20 protein-coding genes and 2 pseudogenes are annotated in these 23,498 nt (G+C 55.1%); 12 read left to right on the forward strand and 10 right to left on the reverse strand.

What is annotated here, in order from left to right; genetic code table 11:
- Positions 1-8: 8 nt before the first annotated feature.
- On the forward strand, positions 9-1,217 hold the full coding sequence (locus ACP7EW_RS05225; protein ID WP_426215715.1) for an MFS transporter: 1,209 nt from the start codon (positions 9-11) through the stop codon (positions 1,215-1,217).
- Here the strand turns inward: ACP7EW_RS05225 and ACP7EW_RS05230 are convergent.
- From ACP7EW_RS05230 to ACP7EW_RS05240, 3 genes are all read right to left on the reverse strand, one after another.
- On the reverse strand, positions 1,129-2,571 hold the full coding sequence (locus tag ACP7EW_RS05230) for an NCS1 family nucleobase:cation symporter-1 (RefSeq protein ID WP_426215717.1): 1,443 nt from the start codon (positions 2,569-2,571) through the stop codon (positions 1,129-1,131). The two genes, ACP7EW_RS05225 and ACP7EW_RS05230, sit on opposite strands and share 89 nt — an antisense overlap.
- A gap of 199 nt (positions 2,572-2,770) precedes the next feature.
- Positions 2,771-3,169, reverse strand: coding sequence for a DUF2177 family protein (locus ACP7EW_RS05235; RefSeq protein WP_426215719.1), 399 nt, complete (start codon positions 3,167-3,169; stop codon positions 2,771-2,773).
- A gap of 52 nt (positions 3,170-3,221) precedes the next feature.
- On the reverse strand, positions 3,222-4,058 hold the full coding sequence (locus ACP7EW_RS05240) for a CvfB family protein (protein WP_017845295.1): 837 nt from the start codon (positions 4,056-4,058) through the stop codon (positions 3,222-3,224).
- A 311-nt stretch (positions 4,059-4,369) separates the two neighbouring features.
- Here ACP7EW_RS05240 and ACP7EW_RS05245 point away from each other — a divergent pair, with 311 nt between their 5' ends.
- The 3 genes from ACP7EW_RS05245 to ACP7EW_RS05255 all read left to right on the forward strand — a co-directional run bounded on the left by ACP7EW_RS05245 (position 4,370) and on the right by ACP7EW_RS05255 (position 6,411).
- Positions 4,370-4,549 carry a hypothetical protein gene (locus tag ACP7EW_RS05245; protein WP_003193095.1) on the forward strand — a complete coding sequence of 60 codons (180 nt, stop codon included), beginning with the start codon at positions 4,370-4,372 and terminating at the stop codon, positions 4,547-4,549.
- Positions 4,550-4,756: 207 nt separating this feature from the next.
- Positions 4,757-5,479, forward strand: a complete 723-nt coding sequence (locus ACP7EW_RS05250) for a TorF family putative porin (protein ID WP_033900652.1) — start codon at positions 4,757-4,759, stop codon at positions 5,477-5,479.
- Positions 5,480-5,544: 65 nt separating this feature from the next.
- The gene (locus ACP7EW_RS05255) at positions 5,545-6,411 is read left to right on the forward strand and encodes a DUF6279 family lipoprotein (protein ID WP_426215721.1); all 867 of its coding nucleotides are present in this window, start codon (positions 5,545-5,547) and stop codon (positions 6,409-6,411) included.
- Here the strand turns inward: ACP7EW_RS05255 and copD are convergent.
- The 5 genes from copD to ACP7EW_RS05280 all read right to left on the reverse strand — a co-directional run bounded on the left by copD (position 6,408) and on the right by ACP7EW_RS05280 (position 10,733).
- The gene (copD, locus tag ACP7EW_RS05260) at positions 6,408-7,262 is read right to left on the reverse strand and encodes a copper homeostasis membrane protein CopD (protein ID WP_426215723.1); all 855 of its coding nucleotides are present in this window, start codon (positions 7,260-7,262) and stop codon (positions 6,408-6,410) included. The two genes, ACP7EW_RS05255 and copD, sit on opposite strands and share 4 nt — an antisense overlap.
- On the reverse strand, positions 7,259-7,633 hold the full coding sequence (copC, locus tag ACP7EW_RS05265; RefSeq protein ID WP_426215725.1) for a copper homeostasis periplasmic binding protein CopC: 375 nt from the start codon (positions 7,631-7,633) through the stop codon (positions 7,259-7,261). The genes copD and copC overlap by 4 nt, the downstream gene beginning before the upstream one ends.
- A gap of 50 nt (positions 7,634-7,683) precedes the next feature.
- Complete coding sequence (locus ACP7EW_RS05270) at positions 7,684-8,499, reverse strand: copper resistance protein B (protein WP_426215727.1); 816 nt, start codon at positions 8,497-8,499, stop codon at positions 7,684-7,686.
- 10 nt (positions 8,500-8,509) lie between these two features.
- On the reverse strand, positions 8,510-10,216 hold the full coding sequence (locus tag ACP7EW_RS05275) for a copper resistance system multicopper oxidase (protein WP_426215729.1): 1,707 nt from the start codon (positions 10,214-10,216) through the stop codon (positions 8,510-8,512).
- Between the two features lie 127 nt (positions 10,217-10,343).
- Complete coding sequence (locus tag ACP7EW_RS05280) at positions 10,344-10,733, reverse strand: hypothetical protein (protein WP_010208626.1); 390 nt, start codon at positions 10,731-10,733, stop codon at positions 10,344-10,346.
- A gap of 153 nt (positions 10,734-10,886) precedes the next feature.
- Here ACP7EW_RS05280 and ACP7EW_RS05285 point away from each other — a divergent pair, with 153 nt between their 5' ends.
- A complete protein-coding gene (locus tag ACP7EW_RS05285) occupies positions 10,887-11,162 on the forward strand; it encodes a hypothetical protein (protein ID WP_033900637.1) in 276 nt (91 codons plus the stop codon).
- 50 nt (positions 11,163-11,212) lie between these two features.
- Here the strand turns inward: ACP7EW_RS05285 and ACP7EW_RS05290 are convergent, their stop codons facing one another.
- The gene (locus tag ACP7EW_RS05290; RefSeq protein ID WP_426215732.1) at positions 11,213-12,559 is read right to left on the reverse strand and encodes a DEAD/DEAH box helicase; all 1,347 of its coding nucleotides are present in this window, start codon (positions 12,557-12,559) and stop codon (positions 11,213-11,215) included.
- 193 nt (positions 12,560-12,752) lie between these two features.
- Between ACP7EW_RS05290 and ACP7EW_RS05295 the strand changes: the two are divergent.
- Positions 12,753-13,454: pseudogene (locus tag ACP7EW_RS05295) on the forward strand (mechanosensitive ion channel domain-containing protein); the annotation flags it as partial.
- A 253-nt stretch (positions 13,455-13,707) separates the two neighbouring features.
- Here the strand turns inward: ACP7EW_RS05295 and ACP7EW_RS05300 are convergent.
- Positions 13,708-14,556: pseudogene (locus tag ACP7EW_RS05300) on the reverse strand (IS5 family transposase).
- Positions 14,557-15,066: 510 nt separating this feature from the next.
- On the opposite strand from ACP7EW_RS05300, the gene ACP7EW_RS05305 reads away from it, so the two are divergent.
- From ACP7EW_RS05305 to ACP7EW_RS05330, 6 genes are all read left to right on the forward strand, one after another.
- Positions 15,067-16,395: a site-specific integrase gene (locus ACP7EW_RS05305; RefSeq protein WP_426215734.1), complete on the forward strand. Its 1,329-nt coding sequence runs from the start codon at positions 15,067-15,069 to the stop codon at positions 16,393-16,395.
- Positions 16,382-18,289: an integrase gene (locus ACP7EW_RS05310; RefSeq protein ID WP_426215736.1), complete on the forward strand. Its 1,908-nt coding sequence runs from the start codon at positions 16,382-16,384 to the stop codon at positions 18,287-18,289. Before ACP7EW_RS05305 ends, ACP7EW_RS05310 begins: the two co-directional genes overlap by 14 nt.
- A complete protein-coding gene (locus ACP7EW_RS05315; protein ID WP_426215738.1) occupies positions 18,286-20,211 on the forward strand; it encodes an integrase in 1,926 nt (641 codons plus the stop codon). The genes ACP7EW_RS05310 and ACP7EW_RS05315 overlap by 4 nt, the downstream gene beginning before the upstream one ends.
- Positions 20,208-20,423 (forward strand): hypothetical protein, encoded by a 216-nt coding sequence (locus ACP7EW_RS05320; protein ID WP_426215740.1) that lies wholly within the window; start codon positions 20,208-20,210, stop codon positions 20,421-20,423. Before ACP7EW_RS05315 ends, ACP7EW_RS05320 begins: the two co-directional genes overlap by 4 nt.
- The gene (locus ACP7EW_RS05325; protein WP_426215742.1) at positions 20,420-20,812 is read left to right on the forward strand and encodes a hypothetical protein; all 393 of its coding nucleotides are present in this window, start codon (positions 20,420-20,422) and stop codon (positions 20,810-20,812) included. Before ACP7EW_RS05320 ends, ACP7EW_RS05325 begins: the two co-directional genes overlap by 4 nt.
- Before the next feature lie 1,580 nt (positions 20,813-22,392).
- Positions 22,393-23,382 (forward strand): tyrosine-type recombinase/integrase, encoded by a 990-nt coding sequence (locus ACP7EW_RS05330; RefSeq protein WP_426215744.1) that lies wholly within the window; start codon positions 22,393-22,395, stop codon positions 23,380-23,382.
- Positions 23,383-23,498: the final 116 nt, after the last annotated feature.

Genomic DNA, 23,498 nt, shown 5'->3' on the forward strand with positions numbered 1-23,498 from the left:
TACTGATCATGTCTCCTTTAGTCCGCTTACTCGCCAGCTTTGTCGCCCTGATGATGGCGATGGGGATTGGCCGCTTCGCCCTCACCCCACAAATGCCCCATCTGCTCAGTGAAGGGCAGATCGACCTGACCGGCGCCGGCCTGATTGCCGCTGCAAACTACCTGGGCTACTTCGTCGGCGCGGTAGATTCGATCTTCGCGCGCAGCCACCATCATGTCCGTGGGCGTTTATATGGCGGGTTGTGGCTGTGCGTGCTGCTGACCCTGGCGTCGTACTGGGCCAACGGGTTCTGGCCGCACCTGTTGCTGCGCTTTGGGACCGGTGTCGCGAGTGCCTGGGCCCTGGTGATGATCACCAGCCTGAGCCAGCCGCTGGCGATTGCTGCCGGGCGTCCGCGCCTGGGTGCCTTGGTTTTTGCCGGGCCGGGGCTGGGAATTTTGTTGACCGGTTTGCTGGCGCTGGGCTCCAACCTGATGGGGCAAAACTCGGGCACGTTGTGGCTGGTATATGGCACGGTGGCGCTGGTGATGTTGCTGTCCATCTTGCCTTTCCTGCCCAAACCCTCTCCCACCGGTACGCCCGTTGCCGGGCACGTCGACGCGCGCAGCAACGGCAGCATCGCGCATTTGTGCTGGATTTATGTGTTGTATGGTCTTGGCTACATCATCCCGGCGACGTTCCTGTCGCAGATGGCCAGCGCGCAATTCAAAGGTGCCTGGCAAGCCGACCTGTTCTGGCCATGCTTCGGCCTGGCCGCCGCGATTGGCGTAGTGGTGGCAACCCTGCGCCGCAAGGACCCAGACACCACTCGCCGCTGGCTGATGACCACATTGTGGCTGCAAGCGGCCGGGGTGTTTGCCTGCTTGCTGGGCAATGGCTGGGGCCTGGCACTGGGGGTGTTGCTGTGCGGCGGACCGTTCCTGGCCTGCATGCAGTTGGTGATGGCCCGCCTGCGCGAGGTCGCTCCCCACGGCTACCAGCGCAGCACCGGACTGCTCACCGCCAGCTTCGCCATCGGCCAATTGAGCGGGCCGTTGCTGGCCTCGGTCAGCAGCCACCTGAGTGGTGGGCTGCAACCGGCATTGGTGGTGGCCGGCGCTGGCTTGCTGTTGGCGGGCTCGATCCTGGTCAGCCGGCAACCAGCGGTGCAGGCACACGCCCCTGTTCACGCCGCGCCAACACCAGGAAAAACAGCCCACCCAGGAAGCAGCCGGTAAACCAGGCAAAGTTGGCCATGCCCTGCAACGCCGGGGTAAAGGTGATCGCGACGCCCACCAGCGTCGCGGGCACCAGCGCTTTGACTGCCGTCCAGTTCACACCGCCGTCGAAGTAATAGCGCCCGCTCGGGCTGTCATCGAACAACGCGTCCACGTCGATCTGCTGTTTTTTGATCAGGTAGAAATCCACCAGCAGGATGCCAAACAGTGGCCCGATAAAGGCCGCGAGGATATCCAGGGTGTAGTGGATCATCAGCGGGTTATTGAACAGGTTCCACGGTGTGATGAAGATCGACGCTACTGCGGCGATCATCCCACCCGCACGCCAGCTGATCTTGCTCGGCGCAACGTTGGCGAAGTCAAAGGCTGGGGACACGAAGTTGGCGACGATATTGATACCGATGGTCGCGGTGACAAAAGCAAACGCCCCCAGCAACACCGCCATGCTGTTATCGATGCGCGAAACCGTGGCGATCGGGTCATGCAACATTTCGCCAAACACCGGCAAGGTGCCCGAGACGATCACCACGGTGACCAGGGAAAACGCCAGGAAATTCACCGGCAGGCCCCAGAAGTTACCGCGTCGCACGTCCCGCATGCTGCGGCAGTAGCGGCTGAAGTCACCGAAGTTCAGGGTCGGCCCGGAAAAGTACGACACCACCAACGCCGTCGCCACGATCACCTGGCCGAAGGCCTGCCAGCCCGACAGTGATTTTTCCGCCAGGGTGAAGCTGATGTTCGACCAGCCCGCCTTCCACACGATCCAACCCGCCAGGGCGAACATCACCGCGTAGACCACCGGCCCGGCCCAATCGATAAAACGCCGGATGGATTCCATGCCGGCCCAGAACACCGCCGCTTGCAACAGCCACAGACTGAGGAAGCCAAACCAACCAAGGTAGGACAAGCCCGCAAAATGCGGCTCCGCGTACACCGCCATCTGTGGGAAGAAGCGCAGCACCACGATGATCAAGGCGCTCGACGCCAGGTACGTCTGAATCCCATACCAGGCCACCGCGATCAAGCCGCGAATCACCGCAGGAATGTTCGCGCCAAACACACCAAATGCCAGGCGACAGATCACGGGGTAAGGCACCGCAGCCTGCTGGCTCGGTTTGGCTACCAGATTGGCGATCATTTGCACGATGCAGATCCCGGCGAGCAAGGCGATCAGCACCTGCCAACTGGCGAGGCCCAGGGCGAAGAGGCTGGCAGCGAACACATAACCGCCGACGCTGTGCACGTCGCTCATCCAGAAGGCGAAAATGTTGTACCAGTTCCACTTTTGCGGCAGCGGGCCCAGGTCTTGGTTATACAGGCGTGGGCTGTAGCCTTTGGGCAATTGTTCGGTCATCGCGGGGCTCCTCGAAATACCGGCCTGCGCTTCCGTCACGGGTGTGCATACGGGAGGCGGCCTTGTTTGTATACGAGGTATTCAGCAGAATGCGTGCCAATTGAGCCCAATCCCTCTGGAACGGTGTTCCAAAGGGAGGGGAACAGGCTTGGACACAGGGCATGCGCTCAGCAACGGTGCACAAAAATCCTGTACACAATCAGCGCTGCACTCGATGTGCACACAGATAACCTGCCGTGCAGCAGGCTGCAGTCAGGAAGGTGCCCCACGCCATGTCCATGACCGCCAACTGCGCGGACCAACCTTGCAACGTGGCCCAGTTGCTCAAGTCATAGGTGCCATAGGCGACCAGGCCCAGCAAGGCACCCAGCCATGCAGCGCGCTGCCAGCTTGCGCTGGGCAAGACTACGAACACCACGCAACCGAGCACGTAAAGGAGATAGAAGAGTGTGGCGGGCAACAGGCGAGGTTGGTCCAGCATCAGTGGACCCAGCAGGGATTTGTAGGTGGGGCCCATGAGGACACCGAGCCAGAGGCCGTCCAGGATCAGGAAGGCGAGCAACGTGCCGAAGTAGGCGAACAGCGATTTCTTGCTCATTGATGCAACCTCTGTAGACGCCGACGGGCGTCTACAGAAGAGCAAAGCGGGGTCAGCTTAGTTCAATGCGATCCGCGTGGATCACGATCTGGCCCTGCTTGTACAACGCACCAATGGCCTTCTTGAAGTTGCCCTTGCTCACACCGAACAAGTTGCTGATCACGGCCGGATCGCTCTTGTCGCTGACCGGCAAGCTGCCGTTGTTTTCACGCAACTTGGCGAGGATCTTCGAGTTGAGGCTGGAGGCCGCTTCCTGGCCAACCGGCTGCAGGCTCAGGCTGATGTTGCCATCGGCGCGGATCTCTTTGATAAAGCCTTTTTCTTCTTTACCTGGGCGCAGGAACTTGAACACTTCGTTCTTGTGGATCAGGCCCCAGTGTTTGTTGTTGATGATCGCCTTGAAGCCCATATCAGTGGCTTCGGCCACCAGCAGGTCGACTTCCTGGCCCACCTGGTAGTTGGCGGGCGTCTTGTCCAGGTAGCGATCCAGGCGCGCAGTGGCGGTAATGCGCTTGGTGTGCTTGTCGAGGTAGACGTGCACCACGCAATATTCGCCTGCGGTCATCTGGCGTTTTTCTTCCGAATACGGCAGCAACAGGTCCTTGGGCAGGCCCCAGTCGAGGAACACGCCAATGCTGTTGACTTCTACCACTTTCAAACTGGCGAACTCACCCACTTGAACTTTGGGCTTTTCAGTGGTGGCGATAAGTTTGTCATCGCTGTCCAGGTAAATGAAAACGTTAAGCCAGTCTTCATCTTCACTGGGAATATCTTTGGGGATATACCGATTAGGCAAGAGGATTTCGCCATCTTGCGCACCGTCCAGGTACAAACCAAAGTTAGTGTGTTTAACCACTTGCAAGCTGTTGTAGCGCCCGACCAAAGCCATTTTCAATACCCTCATTACGTGGGCGGCATTCTACCCGAGTTGCGCTCGCCACGCGCGCGTGCCTGAAAAATCGCGGGTTGCCATGGCGCTGCCCCGCTCGTCTGATCAATCGGCCCATTTTTTCCAGGCAGTCGGTCGCGGACAGCTGCATGGTTTCGAGTTAAAACAGTAAGTTAGGGGATTATTTCAGCGATCAACTTCGGCTACTTCCCACCGTCCCAGTTATTCCCGGGGGATATTTGCCAAGCAATTGTCAAGTATTTCCTGTACGATGCCTGGCCAAGTTAATTTTCTACAGGTTAGTGGCCGCCATGCGCGTAAAAGCATCCAACAGCAAAGCAAAGCCAGCTCCCGCCGTTGAAACCAGCGAATCGATCAACAGCCAGATTGCTGCCTTCCTCAAGTCCGGCGGCGAAATCCAGCAGATTGCCAAGGGCGTGAGCGGCCAGACTTTCGGCCCATCCAAGCAGATCAGCCTGGGTAAGAAGTAATACCGCGCAACACACCTGGTCCCTAAGCGTCTTGCCATCAAGGCGCTAGGACTAGAGCTCGAAAGACCCTCTGCAGTACCTTCAATCACGTGCTAATCGACGAACGGGCCTCTCCGCCTGGCATTCGCCGGTATGCTTGCACACGTCTAGCACGGGCATCTGCCCGATTTTCTCCGTCACTGCTCCTCGCTTTTCATGGAGTGAAGCATGTTCAAACCCTGCATGTTCCTGGTCGGCGCCCTGATTGCCAGCCCTCTCGCCGAAGCCCAGATCTTCCAGCGTGAATTGGGTGACTTCGACTTGAAATTGGGCACGACGCCCAGTCGCAGCATGGCCCAGGGCCTGGTCAAGCCGACGTCTCCCGGCAGCGATTCGTTCCATGGCGGGCTGGACCTGAGCCACGACAGCGGCCTGTACTTCGGCCAGTTTTCACCGAACATGGGCCTGTCCTCGTCCAGCACCCTCGAAGTCGATTCCTACATGGGCTTCAAGCATCCCTTCGACCAGACCCTGGGCTACGAAGTGGGCCTGATCCACTACAGCTACCCCAAGCTCAGCCCCCTCGACAGCCAGGAGTTCTACGGTGGCCTGAACCTATTGGGCAATCGCTTCGGCGCCTCTTTCAGCAACGACCCGGATCGCCAGGACAGCACCCTGTTTGCTGACCTCGGCGGCACCCAGCCGTTCGGCATTGGCGTCAGCATGAAGTACACCACTCATCAATTGGGCACGCCGGTTTCAGTGGAAGGCGGTTCCATCCGCACCTTCAGCGATTGGTCGGTGCAATTCTCCCGGCAGTGGATGGGCGTGGACTTGAACCTGATCTACAGCGACTCCAGCCTCAGCGGCGGGGATTGCTCGGCCTATTCCGGACACAACTCGCAATGCGATGGCCTGTTGACGTTGAAGGCCGCGCGGTCGTTTTATTGAGGGGCTGAACTGTCGCACCCGGCGCGGGTTCACATGTGATAACCCACTCTGCGAAGGACCCGCCCATGCTGCGTCGGCTCAAACTACTGGTGGTACTGCTGACCCTGAGCCTGGTGCTCGCCGGTTGCAATCGCGTGGGCCTGGCCTATCGCAACCTCGACGTGATCATCCCCTGGACCCTCAACGACTACCTGGACATGAACGCCGGGCAGAAGAGCTGGTTCAACGACAAGCTCAAGGAACACCTGGCCTGGCACTGCACCACGCAATTGCCAGGTTACCTGGATTGGCTGGACCGCCTGCAACGGATGGCCGACGACAACCAGGTCACCGACGCCGCGCTCCAGGCCCGCACCACCGAAGCCAAACAAGCCATCGACGACGTCGCCCGTGAGATCACGCCCTCCGCCATCGAACTGCTCCAAGGCCTGGACGACCAGCAGGTCAAGGAAATGAGCGACGCCCTGGCCAAGGACCTGCGCAAACGCCAGGACGAATACCTCAAACCGCCCCTGGCCCAGCAGATCAAGGAGCGCGCCGAGCGCATGAACAAGCGCCTGGACGCCTGGATCGGCCCGCTCAGCGCCAGCCAGCAGAACCGCGTGACCGCCTGGTCCATTGCACTGGGCGAGCAGAACCAGGAATGGATCGGCAACCGCGCCCGCTGGCAGGCGCAGTTTATCGACGCCGTGCAACAGCGCAAAAACGCCGACTTCCCACAAAAAATGCAGCAGTTGCTGGTGGACCGCGAAAGCCTGTGGACCCCGCAATACCGCAGCGCCTACGCACAGACGGAAGCTGCGGCCCGCAGCCTGATTGTCGACGTAATGACCGAAAGCACCGTGCAGCAACGGCAGAAGCTCACCCAGAAAATCGACAAGGTGCGTAGCGACTTCCAGGCGCTCAAATGCCTGAAAAGTGCGCAGTCCTAGCGGGGGGCCAAGGTTCCCAACCAGGCCACCAGCCCCAGGATCAGCACCACCGCCCCAAACTCCAGAGTGATGCTGCGACGCAAGGCTTCACGCGCTGCTCGGTGGTCACCCGCCGCCAGGGAGCGCTGCAACAACGGCGTCAGGTGTGAGCGATTAAGCGCCGCCAGCCCCAACATCAATCCAAACAAGCCCAACTTCAAGCACAACAGGATCGCGTAGACGCCGCCCGTAATGCCATTCAGGTTCGGCCCGACCACAAACAGATAATTAGCCACGCCCGTGCCAATCAGCACCGCAACAAAGACCGCGCCGACACGCTCGAAGCCTGCCAGGGCATGTGCCAACACTGGCACCGCCTGCTCAGACGTACTCCTCAACATCAGCCCGAACGCCGCCAATGCCCCGACCCAACCCGCCGCCGCCAGCAGATGCGCACTGTCGCTGAGAAGATGCCACAGCCCCAACGAGCCTTCATGCATCACCCCATGCCCGGTCCAGGCCAGCGTCACCAACGCGACACCGCCGAACCCGGTGGCCAACCGGGTATTGAGTGCAACCAGAACCAGCGCCGCAATCCGCAGCCACCACGTCCAGCCCAATTCGGTGTGCCAGAGCATCATCTGCAGGTGCGTCCACAGCGTTGGCCAATCCTCGGCACCGCTCATGGACTGGGTCATGGACAGCAACGACGCCACCGACAGCAGCAAACCCAGTGCCGCCAATGCCCGTAGCTGAGGCTTCAGATTCAGCAACCGGCTGTCTGCATAAAGGCCGAACAGCCCCAGTCCAAACACCAGCATCAAGTCCAGATACAGGGCGAAGCGCAGTAACACCGGGACCAGTTCACTCATGGCTGGACGCTGAACACCACATTGCCAAGGATCGGGTGGGTATCGGACGACACCGCGCGCCAATCCACCCGATAGGTGCCCACCGTCAGCGTGGAGGCCGGCTTGATCAGCATCACTTTGGGATCAGCACTGGCGGCGACACTGGCCTTTACCAGCATTGGCGAATTGGGCATGCCGGGCATATCGGTCATGGTCAGCTTGGCGCCGGAAAACTGCGTCAGCAGGTTTTCCGAGAAGCGCAGTTCAATCACTGCGGGGGCAACACCTTGGGCACCGGATGCCGGGCTGGAAGACAGCAGCGTGGGATGGGCTGAAGCCGCCACGCTGGTGCATAACACAACGCCCGCCAGGGCAGTTTTCAACATCGACATGCAAGGCTCCAGGCCGCTCATGGCGGCGAGTTATAGGAAGAGTAAAAACGTCAGAACCACAAGCGCACACCCACGACCCAACGCAGTTGCCGCGTGTCTTCGCCTTCATCCCTGGCGTATTGCGCGGTCTGGCCGTAGCTGCGATTCCAGGTCACGCCCACATAGGGCGCAAATTCGCGGCGCACTTCGTAACGCAGCCTCAGGCCCAACTCACTGTCCGACAGGCCCGAACCGACGCCGCGCTGCGGATCGTTGCGCCCATAAAAGTTGAGTTCGGCGGTGGGCTGCAGGATCAGTCGATTGGTCAGCAGGATGTCGTAGTCGCCCTCCAACCGTGCAGCAGTGCGCCCGGCTTCACCGACAAACACCGTGGCTTCGGTTTCAAAGTTGTACAGCGCCATACCCTGCGCGCCGAAGGCCGCCCAGGTCTGGCCGTCACCGGGTTTGAAGTCCTGGCGCACACCGCCAACAAGGTCCCACCAAGGACTGATGGCATGCCCCCACAACGCCTGGACTTCAGCGCTTTCGGTGCGACCGGCACTGCGCTCGCCTTCGCTGCGCAACCACAGGCGATCGATATCACCACCGAGCCAGCCCTTGATATCCCAGTTCAACGCGCCGTCGCCCTCGCCGCCTTGCCATTCCAACTGGTTGATCAGCAGCAGGGAATGGATGCCACTGTCGTGAACCACGTGCCCACCGGGCGCGTTGTAGACCGCAGCGCGATCGGCGTCCGTCAATACGGGGATCGGTGTGCGGCTCTCAGTGAGCGCCGGTATCGCCGGGCTCATGCCCTGGAATTCATCGGCCTGTGCCAGCGGAACAAACGCCAACGCAATTAAGCCGGATAAGACACGACGGCTCATGCTCGTTTCCTTATTCATGCACGCGTACCTCACGGAACATGCCCATTTCCATGTGGTACAGCAGGTGGCAGTGATAGGCCCAACGCCCCAGCGCGTCGGCAGTCACCCGGTAGCTGCGCCGTGAGCCCGGCGGCATGTCGATGGTGTGCTTGCGCACCTGGAACTGGCCGTTTTCGTCCTCCAGATCACTCCACAGACCGTGCAAATGAATGGGGTGACTCATCATCGTGTCGTTCACCAGCACCAGCCGGACGCGCTCGCCGTAGGTCAGTTGCAAGGGTTCGGCATCGGAGAACTTCACGCCATTGAATGACCAGGCGAATTTCTCCATATGCCCAGTGAGGTGCAGTTCGATGGTGCGACTGGGATCGCGTCCGTCAGGGTCTTCGAAGGCGCTGCGCAGGTCGGCGTAAGTCAGGACACGCCGGCCGTTGTTGCGCAGGCCGATGCCGGGATCGTCGAGCTTGGGCACCGGGCTCATGGCTTGCATATCCACCAGCGGGTTGTCTTGCTCGCTCGCAGGATGGGCCTGCATCGACATGGCACTGTGATCCATGCCCGCCATATCCGGCATGTCCGCCATGGCGCCGTGGTCCATCCCACCCATGCCCATATCCTCCATGGTGATCCAGGGGCGCGGGTCCAGTGCCGGTACGGTGGCCATCGCCCCGGTTTGTCGGGCAAGCGTGCCGCGGGCATAACCACTGCGGTCCATCGACTGGGCAAACAGTGTGTAAGCCTCGGCCGTCGGCTCGACCAGCACATCGAAGGTCTCTGCCACGGCGATACGGAACTCGTCGACGCTCACCGGCTGCACTGGCTGGCCATCGGCGGCAATCACGGTCATCTTCAGCCCCGGAATGCGCACATCGAAGTAGCTCATTGCCGAACCGTTGATAAAGCGCAACCGGATCGTCTCGCCCGCCTTGAATACGCCGGTCCAGTTGCGCTCCGGCGGTTGGCCGTTGAGCAGGTAGGTGTAGGTTTCGCCGCTGACGTCGGCCAAGTCCGTGGGGTTCATCTTCATTTGCGCCCACATCAGGCGGTCAGCCACCGTGGCCGACCCGCCTTGCTTGCCCACATCCCGCACGAAGTCGCCCACGGTCGGCTTGTGCAGGTTGTAGTAGTCGGACTGTTTCTTGAGGGTTTTCATCAAGGCGACCGGGTCTTCGTCGGTCCAGTCCGACAGCATCACCACGTAGTCGCGCTGATAGGTATACGGTTCGGGCTCCCTCGGGTCGATCACCAGCGCGCCATACACACCCTGCTGCTCCTGGAACCCGGAATGGCTGTGGTACCAGTACGTGCCGTGCTGCTTGACCGTGAATTGGTAGACAAACACGCCACCCGGCTCGATGCCCTTGAAGCTCAAGCCCGGAACGCCGTCCATGTTCGACGGCAGGAGAATGCCGTGCCAATGGATCGATGTCGGTTCGACCAGGCGGTTTTTCACGCGCAGGGTTACGGTGTCGCCTTCGCGCCAGCGCAGCAGCGGGCCGGGCAGGCTGCCATTGATGGTCAGTGCCGTGCGTTTACGGCCAGTGAGGTTGACCGGGCTTTGGTCGATGAACAGATCAAATTCGGTGCCGGCCAGCACCGTGGGCTGGCCGGGACTGGTCAAGGCCCAGACCGGGCTGCGCCAGAGGCCGAGCCCGCCCAGCAAGCCGCCGGCAGCCAGGCCTTTGACGAAGGTACGTCGGGTAGTGTTGGAGTGCATGCCGATTCAAATCCATGAGTTGAATGGCAGCAGAGTAGGCAGGGCCGGCTGTCAGCCAGCTTAGCGACAGATTACCGATCTGACAGTTTCGCCCCGGCGTTGCGACAGCGACGGGGCGTGAGAGGGATCAGGCGATCTGGGCCTTGGAGGCCACCTCGGCGAAGGTCGCCGGGTCCAGAGCGTCGGGCTGTTCATCCAGCACCTGACGCGGGTGATCATTGCCAGGGATCGAACTGTCGATCAGCGCCAGCAATTGCGCACCCAGCGGAGTCAGGATGAAATTCTCGCCATTGCCGCCCTCGTCTTCGGGGCGCGACTCGATAAAACCGCGCTTGAACAGCAGCGCTTCGTAGTCCGCAGCGGTCTTCTTTAGCGCGTCCAGGTTGCCGGTGGACTCGCCCGCCGTGGCCTTCTCGGCCGCTTCCTGCTCGGCGTATTTGCGCGGGGCGAAGCTGCCCTCGCCGTTCTGCACTTCATGCAGCAGACGTTCGATCAGATCCCAGTTGTAAGTCGTCATCCTGATTCCTCCTGCGGGCGGGTGGAAAGTGGCCCGTTAAAGGTGTGACCCGCCGCGCCACTGGCCGTTCAGCCCAAGAGACGAGCGTCATTGGCGTGAACTTTCCAGGTGCCCACGACCTCAACTGAATATCCCTGCCAAGGAGGTCCACCCATGAAAACCCTGATGAACCTGGCCATTGCCGCCACCTTATTGACCGCCCTGCCCGCCTGGGCCTGTACGCCCGACGAGGCCACGGCCAAGCGCGAGCAACTGGCCCAGGAAGTGGCCAAGCTGACCGAGCAGAACCCGACCAAGGCCAAGGAGATGAACGACGAGCTGCAGAAGATGGACCTGGACACCGAAAGCGCGGAGTTCCCTGACAAGTGCCAACTGATCGATGCTCGCCTGAAGGAACTCAAGGAAGCGGCCGCCAAGGCTAAAAATTGATGGCATAAAAAAACCGGACAATCGTCCGGTTTTTTCACATCACCTGCGCCTTATTCGGCAGCCGGGGCTTCAGGCTTGCGGCGCTTGAGCGGCGCCATGCCGTCCTTGCTGACGAGCGACAGGTTGTCGGTCTTCGGCCGGTTGGCGATCTTGCGCTTGGTCGGCGACTTGGCACTGGTTTTCTTCTTGTCGCCCTTGGCGTCGGTCTTTTTCTTCTTCACGCCAACGGCCTTGCCCGACGCCTTGACCTTCTTCGGCCCGGTGTAGGTGCCTTTGACTTCCTTGATAGTGCGGCGCTCGAACGACTGCTTGAGGTAGCGCTCGATGCTCGACATCAGGTTCCAGTCACCGTGGCAGATCAGCGAGATCGCCAGGCCATCGTTACCGGCGCGCCCGGTACGCCCGACACGGTGTACATATTCGTCGCCACTGCGCGGCATGTCGAAGTTGATCACCAGGTCCAGGCCGTCCACGTCCAGGCCACGGGCGGCGACGTCGGTGGCGACCAGGATCTTCACGCCACCGGCCTTGAGGCGATCGATCGCCAGCTTGCGGTCCTTCTGGTCTTTCTCGCCGTGCAGCACGAACGCCTTATATTCCTGGGCTACCAGGCGGCCGTAGATGCGGTCGGCGGCGGCGCGGGTGTTGGTGAACACGATGGCTTTCTGATAGGTCTCGTTGGCCAACAGCCAGTTGAGGATCTGCTCTTTATGCACGTTGTGGTCGGCGGTGACGATCTGCTGGCGCGTGGTCGCGTTCAGGTCGCTGACGTTGTTGACTTGCAGATGCTCTGGGTTGTTCAGCACCTTGGCGACCATGTCGCGCAGGGTCGAACCACCGGTGGTGGCGGAGAACAGCATGGTCTGCTGGCGGTTGACGCACTCGGCTACCAGACGCTGCACGTCGTCGGCAAAGCCCATGTCGAGCATGCGGTCGGCTTCGTCCAATACCAGCACTTCGACTTCCTTGAGGTCGAGGTTGCCGGCATTGAGCTGCTCGATCATGCGGCCTGGGGTGCCGATCAGGATGTCCGGCACCTTGCGCAGCATGGCGGCCTGGACCTTGAAATCTTCACCGCCGGTGATGATGCCGGACTTGATGAAGGTGAACTGCGAGAAGCGTTCGACTTCTTTCAAGGTCTGCTGGGCCAGCTCGCGGGTCGGCAGCAGGATCAGGGTCTTGATGCTGACACGAACCTTGGCCGGCCCGATCAGGCGGTTCAGCACAGGCAGGACGAAAGCAGCGGTCTTGCCGCTACCGGTTTGAGCTGTCACCCGCAGGTCACGCCCTTCGAGCGCGAGCGGGATGGCCGCTGCTTGCACAGGCGTAGGCTCGACAAATTTAAGCTCGGCCACGGCTTTGAGCAGGCGTTCGTGCAGGGCGAATTGGGAAAACACGGGTGCTACCTCGAAGAAATACAAAAAATCAGCTGCATAGGTTACCGGTTTCGGGCGTCCAAACCGAGTTTCTTTACGCGAACGGTGCTAATCGGCTGCTTTTTTGTCAGTGCATTTGTCCATGACATCAACTTTGTTGCACTTAAATGCTCTAATCGCCCTGTGTTGTCTTATAGAAGAATCGGTTTCACCCATGGATATCAAACAGCTCTGGCTCAACGTCCAAGACCTCTGGGGCGCCCTCGACGAACACCCGCTGCTGCATGCCAGCCTCGGCTTGCTGGTGTTGCTGGTGGTGGCACTGTTGCTCGGACGAGTGGCACGTTACCTCATCCTCCACGCCGTCAAGCTGCTCGGCCGGCAACCGGCCCTGCACTGGCTCAACGACCTGCGGCACAACAAGGTCTTCCATCGCCTGGCACAGATGACGCCGTCCTTGGTGATCCAATTCGGCCTGTACCTGGTGCCGGACCTGAGCAAGACCGCCATCCTGTTCATCGGCAATGTGGCCCTGGCACTGACCATTCTGTTCCTGGTGCTGGCCATGAGCGCCCTGCTCAGCGCCCTGCTGGACATCTACGCCCGCACCGAACACGCGCGCACCCGCTCGATCAAGGGCTACGTGCAGTTGGCGAAGATGGTGCTGTTCGTGTTTGGCGCGATCATCATCGTCGCCACCCTGATCGATCGTTCGCCGCTTTTGCTGCTGTCAGGGCTGGGCGCCATGTCGGCGGTGATCCTGTTGGTGTACAAGGACACGCTGTTGTCGTTCGTCGCCAGCGTGCAGTTGACCAGCAACGACATGCTGCGGGTCGGTGACTGGATCGAGATGCCCCAGGTCGGCGCCGATGGCGACGTGGTGGACATCACCTTGCACACGGTCAAGGTGCAGAACCACCCGTGAGTTATGAAAAACTGACTATGACCCGTAGATAATCGCAAAAATGGACAACCCATTTCATCTTGACCTCCTCATCCCCCGCACCAAGCTCCCATCCTCCATCCTGATTGTCAGCAGTGGCTTCGGTGCGTCTAACGCCTACTCAGCGCTTCCTTACGCATTTAGTAGGTAACCCGAATAGGTGAATCTATTAGCAACGAGACGCAGCGAAGCAGCTCCAGCCTCTTGATGGCATAAATCAATCTGCCTAGGTTTTGTACCTTAAGTATTGCCTTTACAGCGTAGGCTGAAGGCCAGCGTGACCATGGCTGCAAAGCTCCTGTCCAGCTTGTCGTAGCGAGTCCTTATTCTGCGGTTCTCTTTTAGCAAGCCAAACATCCGCTCAATGTTATTTCACTGCCGATACTTAGAGGATCAGAGAGTCGGGCCAAGTGAGGTCGGGGTTTACGTGGTATGGCGCGCAGCGGGATCACCGCCAGCATCCGGCAACGGTCGCAATATTGACGCAGGTGTTATGCGTCATGGCCTTTGTCAGCCAGTAACCAGCGACTACGCTTGCGTGATCGCCCCGGCTTACCGGGAACTCGCACCTGATCAAACAGCGCCTGGACGTGGGCTATATCGCTGGCTTGCCACGGCGAAAGGTTAAGCGCGAAGGGACGCCATTGGCATCGCAGGTAATGTGAATTTTGGTAGTAAGCCCACCTCGACTGCGTCCCTGGGCATGATCTAGCGGTACTTCAGCCCCCCCTTTTCCCGGCGCCTGAAGAGGCTTGGGTTGCACGTACAACTGTGGAATCGATCATCAAGGTGTCCAGATCAATCAGTCCTTCCCGGTTCACTCGAATATGCAAACGCTCCAGTATTCGGTGGAACATGCCGTCGTCGCGCCTGCCACGAAAACGCTGATACACCGTTGACCAAGGCCCAAAGCACTCCGGCAAGTCACGCCAGCAACGCCCGAGCACAGGATCCACAGGATTCCATGGAGTGCCAGAGGATCATCACCGCGTGGGCGGCGCAGGTTCTGCTCTGGAGAAACCAGATCCCTGTTCAATTCCCACGATGCGTCGGAGAGTTCGTAACGCTTTGCCATGCGGGCCTCCAGCCAGTTATGGCGGCAAAGCTACCCGCATCGACTTTTCGTACAGAACCTAGATGACTCAGCGACCGTTGGTCAATTGGCGTCAGTAGTTTTCAGCGCGAATAACCAATAAATAACCTTGGTTTAATAGTACCTAGACATCGAAATTTCAAACTACAATTTCCTTATATAAATACTGACCTTGTCCCCGTGAGCCACAGAGCTAAAGGCTTGACGAATAGTGCAACAAGAGCAGTAGCAAAAAAAATCGCAGATAACCAAACCTGACAATTCATTAATAAATAATCAAACATAAGCAATGCGCAAATAACAGTGTACTGTCCGCATACTCTAAATGGCGCTTGACAGCGCCACTGAAGGGAAACTTAAATCCCTACCCAATCCATAATCGCGCCTTCGAGCATGCCAGCACTTGTAAACAATACGCCTCGAAATGTACCTTTTAGAAAATACCGGTACGTGACGTTGCCGCTCGTGTCCTTATTCAGAAAGTCGAGTCACGTGGATGACGAGGATGGCTCTGACCAAGAAGCTACTTTGGCGGTTAACTATTCCATCAGACGGTTCAGTAGCAATGGCGGAGATACGACAGTACGTAACGTACCGGTAATCCTTAGACCGGATGGTTCAATATGGAAACATGGTTCGCTTTACATTTTAGCAAGATCCATGGACTTTGACGCGCCGTCGGATCAAACATTGAAAGGATTCGCCAAGAATCTTGTAGACTACATGAATACGTTAGCACAAGACGGCGTTGATTACCTTGCCACACCCAAACGAGAAGGCGCACGCCCGACATTTCATTACAAGGCCGAGCTGAATATAAGGGTTAATCTGAATGAAATTGCACCTAGCACTGCAAACGGGCGTATTTCAGCAGTCGTGAACTTCTATCGCTGGATGCAGGGTCGTCACGACTATCATCCAACCGAAGCCCTATGGACAGAAAAAGTTTGCAGAATTCCATTTCATGACAGAAGAGGCTTCTATCGAAACAAAAAGATAATAACGACCAACCTAAGGATTGTCGCAACAGGTGAAGACTCTACAGACGATTACATTATCGATGAAGGTAAGCTCTATCCGTACAGCCAAGAGGAACAGGTCACTTTAGTTCAAGCCTTAGTTACAAGTGGCAATACTGAAATGTTTTTGGCTTCCCTTCTATCCATATTTACAGGCTCAAGGATCAGCACAACCTTTACCATCCGCGAGTGCAACATCGTAAATCCGGAATTCGTTAAAACAAATGAAATAGCAGTCAAAATAGGTCGCGGGACACTGGTTGATAATAAATTCAACAGATCCATGCTTATATACATTCCTGCTTGGCTGAACGCCTTACTTTACGCTTACATAAATTCAGATCGTCATAACAGACGAGCAAAAAAGGCCTCAGCTAAAAACGGCGGGGAGCAATATGTATTTCTAACTCAACACGGCAACCCTTACTATATCTCAAAAAATGATATTGAAAGAGGGCAAGACAAACCAATTCAAGAAGGCTACTCGGTTCGTCAGTTCGCCTCTAAAAAACTCCAAGTTCTATTAAACAACACCGACACACCATTCAAATTTAGATTTCATAACCTTAGGGCTTGCTTCTGCATGAATCTAATTGATCAAAAATTGAAAGGCATACCTAGCTCGGATGAAAATCGTATTTATGCCGTGCTAACTGAAGCGCAGCGAAGAATGGGCCACAGCGACATTTCAACAACGCAGCGATACTCCCGTTTCCGGGAAACGAGAAATATCGGCCTGCAGGCTCAGAGTGACTTCGAACTTCACCTTCAGACCTTGGCGAAAAACTATGTTTACGCCTAAAGTTCGCTCAATACTGCGTAACAATCCAGGCATTACAGTCATTGACGTCGACAAGACCTCCATGATCGAAATTCATAAAATAATTGATAACAATGGGATTCAAAATCTTGCCTTCCTGGTAGTTGACGAAGACCTTTTTCATGTCGGGTCACACTGCTTTACTCAGAGGCGCCGGATATCAGGGAGCTCTCTTTACAAGTGCAACCAGTACGATTACTGTCGCCATAAAGCCACGGCAATTGATGGATGGGCCAGAGCGCTTATCGACAATCTCAAAACCGGCGAAATTAGGCCTACAACATTCATGGGGCGATGCCGGTTATTGAATCAGCAGTTCGAGTGGGCCTATAAGAATGGTTATTCCGACCTATTGAAAAGCGATCAGAATTATTATGAATGCTATTCATCATACTCTAACGTTGTTTACAATCAGTGGGTAGCCGGAAAAAACGCAGACTCAACGGCTTCCGGAAAACAAACCTATGCATTCAGTATTATCAAATCTCTATTTCCTGATTCAGGAACACACTTCAAACAGGCTCTACCGAGAGTTTATGTTAACACTAAGGCTCCTCCTAAAAACGAGACAAAAGTTCCTAAGGAAGATGAGTTGTCGCATGCTCTCGCGATCTCGTCCGACATTTTCAGCGGACTAACAAAATCGCTAATTAACCTCGACAAATATCCATTTCAAATTTCCTTATTCGGCAAGATGCAGTGGATCGTTCCTCATGAATATTTCTGCCATCCAAGAAATTTTGTTCCTCTCCAAGGCGCAAGTGAGGTCTGGGACTACAACACGGGTTCGTTGATTGCCAACCAACCCAGAAATCGCAGAAAGCGGTATAGGAACGGCCTTCTGTCGCTCGAGAGCGAAAATGCCAATCCCGCTATTTTAACTCAACATAGGCATCGGCTCGCCAAATGGGCGCATGACTGTTTTCTTCTTTTATTCGCGGCAAACACTGCAATTAACGAAAAACAGATCTCTGTCCTAGAGTGGCATACTGGTACCTACGACGTAGTGCCGGCTCACCAAGGTTTCCGTACTGTGAAGTGGCGAGCAGGTAACAAGCGTCAGAGCTTTACCATAGCTGCGAAATTCGTCAAGAGATTTGAAGAGTACCTTGAATTAAGAAAACTCATCACCAGCAACTATGCTTCGAAGTATCTTTTTCTGCATGTACCTGTGATGCCAGAAGATAGGGTGAGACCTCTACAAAAAGGCTGCTTATTAAAACTTATATCTGCGATGCGCTCATTGGTAGACAAGGATTTCCCCAAGGTCGGCTACCGGCAGCTGCGCCTATATAAGTCAAACTACCTGCTCAAAGAGTACGGACTTGTCGTAGCAAGCCAGCTTCTACAAAGTAGGATCGGCACTATAGCCAAGGCCTATTCATCAGCTGAAGATGATGTAGCCACTAAAGAAATCAGTGCATTTTACAATCTGCTATCAGATGCTATTAAAGCCTCAGCCCGAAAGCGCCAGCAGAACATACCTGCCGGACACTGCATTGAACCCGGAAATCCTATAGCTGTGATGGAGATAGAGCCGGAAGTTAGCCAACCAGCTTGTGAAAACTTTATCACATGCCTGTTTTGCACAAATTTTGTTGTGCATGCTACAGATAATGACATCAAAAAGCTTTTCAGCCTCAAGTATTTTCTCAACGAAATTCGCCACCAGTCTACTTCGACTGAAGAATTCAATAAGTTGAACGGCCCAACAGTGGGACGAATTGAATCAATCTTAACAAGTATTAGCAAAAGCTCACCGGGGTTCGCCGAAAGAGTTTCGACCATCCAGGCCTCTGTATTTGATCATGAAGAACTTTCTGTATACTGGGCAGCCCTGCTTAACCAATTAGTTCACGTAGGGGCAATTAAATGAAATCATCATCCACTGTATCGCTCAAGCATGGTATCGATGCCTACATGGGCATCCCCGCCTACTTGGTCACTCCTGCGACCGTAATTAGCAGGGACATACACGGAAATATTTTAAGCGTCGTGAGAGATATTGAATGGCAGACGCCATTGTTGAGAAACCACCAAAACAGAAAGGCTTACATCAGTTTTAGCAAGTTCAGGACAAGTACCAAACTTGAGATTAAGAACCTCGAACAAACACAAAAAATTGTTGCAGTCTGGATTTATCGGCCCTCACAGAGAACTGGCTCCTACCCGAGTATTGACACAGTACGATCCTTCTTAACTGATCTCCGCAGACTCTCCAATCAAGCCACGAATAAAGGCATCACATTGGCGGAACTTCTCGAACATCCTGTCCATTTTAAGTCGCACGTCGACAAAATAAAGTCGTACACGACCCTCAGAACTCTACAGATGATTATCAACAAGGTGATTGAAGAGCACATACTTCCTGTGTCTACAACTATCACCAAGATACTCGACCGGGCAATTCGAGAATCAGAGGATGAGTCAGAGCAGCACCCCGTTATTCCAGGGCAAATTTTGTTCGAAAAGATTACTCATTACACCTCCCTACTTCAGGAATATCAAGAAAACGAAGCAAAGCTTTCTGAATTGAACCGACGAGTAGGGTCGAATCGATTCTATGGCCGATTCAAAAGAAAGTCTAAAGATCCGCACAAACCCAACGTTGAGTTCGACGTCGCAATGGAAGAATGTGGTCTCTCAGCGATTCGTGACAAATATAAGATGAGGCAACTCTCGAATGTTGGCAACTTTATCAGCAGGTGTAACTACGCTGCAAAAATGCTTATTCACGTCTTTACCGCCATGCGGGATCGGGAAGCCTACCTTTTAAAGGATGGTTGCGTTAAAAAAACAGGGCCTAAGACATACGTTGTAGAAGGACTTACGGTAAAGCTAACAAAAGAGCCTCGACCAGCCAAGTGGGTCACCTCCGAATCAATTTTACTTCCTTACGATTGTGCTTGCAGCATCACTCGACTGATCAAAACATATATGCCAGCTTGCATAGATACTGAAAATCGCCTTTTTCTTTCAGTATCATACCTTCCCGTGGCCAATGAATACGAAAAAAAACAAAAAGATACTGAACTGTACCAGAGTGCCCTACACCCAACCCGCTGGGAAGAGACTTTTCAGCAAACAATAATTACAGATGGGGACTACCAGGAACTGGTGATGCTTGACCCACTTCGTAACTGGGCCGCAAATCCAAAGTTTCAAGTAGGTCAAAACTGGAACCTAACCACGCACCAATTCCGGCGATCAATGGCCGTTTATGCAGCTCAGAGCGGCTTGGTGTCCCTACCCTCTTTGAAAAGAATGCTTCATCACACACTGCTACAGATGTCCATCTATTACACCCGGGGATTTGCATCTGCCAAGTTTCTTTTCTCCGAGCAGAATCCTGATTTGGCGGAGTTCTTCAAAGCGCAGGCAGTGAATGCTGAGGCTAGCCTCTTTCTCAAGGATGTAATTATGGAAAAAGCGAATCTGCACGGCGCTGCTGGAACCTGGTATGAGCGCAACGTTAAAACGGAATACGTCACCAACGTTGTTACAAACTTCAAGGAAACTTTGAGCAAAATGAAACAGGGACTTCTTTCATATAAAGAGACGATCCTTGGTGGCTGCTTCAAGATTGGGGAGTGCAAGGAGCGAGCGCACCTTAATTACGTGAGCTGCGTAGACTGCAGCAGCGCCTGCATCAAGGAAAAAAAGCTAGACCAAACGATCCTAATTCAATCAAAAATCATCGAAAGCATTCCCGAAGGAACATTTGCCTACAACACAGAACAAACCAAGCTTAGCATGCTGCAATTTTTCAAAGACAAAATCTCACAGGTGATCGCATGACCTCAGATGTTATCCAGCAATACGAAGCTGCTCTTCAACGACTGATCAGCAATCAGTCTGCTTCACCAGGAGTGAAAATCAGCCGCAATACCGTGGCTAAAGCATCACTGCAAAAGTGCTCGCCTAGCGGTAAACATCCTCGCCCCAAAGTAGGCGCTCCAAAAAATAAAGCACAACGTGTTGAGCTTGTTAAGGATGATGCGAACTCATGACTTCCGATGTCATTCTTCAATATGAAACAGCACTTCAACGACTGGTTGAAAACAAGCCAAACATCTTGCCGCTGGGCAGCAAGATCACAATCAACAACGTGGCCTTGGAAGCTGGGCGCGGGAAAGGCTCTATCAGAAAAGATCGGGAGTGCTTTGATGAGCTTCGCGAGAAGACCAAAGCTGCCGCAGACAAACAAAAAAAAGAAAATAGCGCGAAACCCAACAAAGCGTCTGAAAAGCTGTTCAAAGACCTATATCACCAGAGCTTAGCCAGGGAATTGATGCTGATTTCTCAGATTGATGAGCTGGAGAAAGATTTTTCTATATTGAGCAACGTGACGAATATCGCTACGCAGAAGGAAAAAAACAGAAAGGCGGCTGAGAAATGAGCACTCTGTACAAAATCTTAAAGTTCTTGTGGCCAGATGAGCGTAGTGACTGGGAGAATAAGCAGGAGCGCTTATCCATCGACGCTACCAACGAGTTGGAAGACTACTATTCGACTGACCAAGGTAGGCTTTCGATGGATCCTGAAGAAGCCAGGACAGCCCTCCTCCGCTTCGCTCAGCAGAATAAAAAGCACCCGCAGGTAAGTCATCACTTGGGGATCTTACAGGCTGGAATACTCATGCAGCGGTATGCATGGAGGCGCTTGGATAGTGTATCGGCTGCTCGATATGAGCTCATCGAGTCTGCTAATGGCCTTAGTACCGTGGTAGCAGCAGAGCGACATACATCCACTATCACCTGTCAGGATGGGCTGGAAGGTATCCACTCTCCGTTGGGCAATGCCGTAAAGGTCATTACTCGCGATGACCTGGCTCGCATACCAACCTCGTGTCGGCAATCCAAGCATATGACGACGAATCTTAAGGAGCTTTGTGATGGGCGGTAAAAGGAAGCCTTTCATTACCACCAAGGCAGTAAGTGAGGCGGTTGTAAGATCGGGTGTAACTTGCGGATGGACGCTTCCACTGATCCAAGAGGTATGGGAGCTATCGTCGCTTCACCTATCAGAAGCAGTCATTAGAGATGTTTTTTCCACGATCCTTGCTAAACCCACCGTGTCAGCGCTGTTCGACAGGAACGTGTATAGCGTTACAGGACAAGAGGCACTTCAATTCGTACCGCCAGCAGGATGTATTAGCGACCCAGCGTACACTCTTAGCGAGATGCTGCGAGACGTGATCAAAGATCAATGGCCGATGGACAGGCTGCCACCATGCGACAGCGAGTGGAATGATTTCACCGAGGCTCTTTTTGAGACACTGTTCAATTCAAGGCGTGCATCGCGCCGCTTAAGGGGATGGAAACTTGAGCTAGATCTTGGTCTTTGAGTTGAAAACTCTGTAATATCCGGATAGACTCACAAAGTCCACGAGGACGGGATTACCTGGACTCCTGCGGTCAGCTTGCAAAGCTAACGTACCAGGCCAGAATATCCTGCTCAATCAATATGCCATAAATGCTTGTCGTCAAGCTGACAACGACGTAGTAGACATTTATAGTTCGGCATTTTGATTGAGTAGGTTCTGAAGTACACGTCATGTACTATTTACCCTCATCTGTTTCTACTTGCACGCCTGTGGAGTTCCGGGTGGGTCATTCCACGTGACCAACTTCTTCCAATCCCGGTAGTAAGCACCTTCTAACATACGTGTAGAGCCCTAGCTCGCCCACATTCACACCTACTTCCTTGAGTAGTGACCTCGTAAAGGCCGATAGTGACCCTTTCGACGTATACACATGGGAGTGCTCTTTTCCAGTCAAGAACGCCAAAGTGCCTACGTATCCTTCTCACTGGACAGCTCAAAGATCGACGTGATAGCTTTTGCCGACCGATGTATCTGGATCGGGCGGTCGGCTCGCGAAGGCTTTAGTGCCACAGGTTTCGAAACCCTTCTTCACGCACGCATTTCGACAATAGTCAGCGGGCAGCCGACGCCTCGACGATATTGGAGAACTGCCAATGCGCGTCCCAGTACATCCAAAAGACCTCATCCGCAACAGTAGCCTGAAGAAACTCGCCAAGAATCTGCAGAAGCAGTGGTGTGGCCCAAGCCCACTCACCCACACATCAGCCCTGGAGCTTCTTGCCCAGGGACTTGGTTACAAGGACTACAAGGATCTGGCAGTTTCCACGAGTGAGCAGATGCCAGCAGGTTCCTTCTCAAGCCAGTCTGCGGTGAGGCAGGCACTGATGCTCTCCATCAAAGCGGCGATGACACCCAGCGAGTGGTTTGCCTCAGACCAAGCGGCACTGGCGCGGATGATCGACTCGCTGCACCTTAACGCTCTCTCAGCATTCAAGATGCCAAAAAAGGTTCATCAACCGCCACGTCATGGTGAACAGTCCACTGGGTCGAACATGTCAGCTTTGAGAACTCAGATGGCGAAGTCTGCATGGAAGCCCTCCTCCCCCCAGTTATCAGACGAAGAACTTGAGTCTCTCAGTCGGGCCGTTGAGACCACGGAGAGCCTGCGAGATCAGGCACTGATGAGCTGCATGATGGCCGGCCTTCGAAAAGGGCAATACTTAAGCGCGAGGCCCAGCGACTTTTCTGAAGATGATGAACGCACCCTCTTTGTTTCTCGGGGCCCCAAAAAAGCGCGAGTCACATTGCCTCCCAAATACTGGACACCCATCAGCCGCTTCATTATCACCGCGAATCTGGCGGGAAACGCCCTTCTGTTCCAATCCAAAAGGAGCCCAGAAATCCCTATGTCGCCTTCGGCACTTCAAAAACTGTGCGAGGCTTGGGCACACAAAGCTGGCATTGATCCTGCCAAAGTCAGTCCACTCACGATTCGCATGTCCTTAAAGTTGAACGCGGCTATGCAGATGGCCACTGTGAGTAGTCCGCTCCCAATCGTGGCAAAACAAATGGGCCACTGGCCAACGGAGTCGATGACGAAGTATTACCTGAGTAGCGGCTTGGACTCCAAACTCAGCGATTGAGACGAGACGTTCAGGGTGGGAGTGACGGTGACCAAGACGGCAATTTTTGACGCGTTCGGGACGGTTGGGCGGATAGGTCGAAGAACGAACCCATACCGCCAATTGCTGCGGGAAGG

The sequence above is a fragment of the Pseudomonas sp. DWRC2-2 genome (genome assembly GCF_049897885.1).
In the GTDB taxonomy this organism is placed as follows: domain Bacteria; phylum Pseudomonadota; class Gammaproteobacteria; order Pseudomonadales; family Pseudomonadaceae; genus Aquipseudomonas; species Aquipseudomonas azotoformans_A.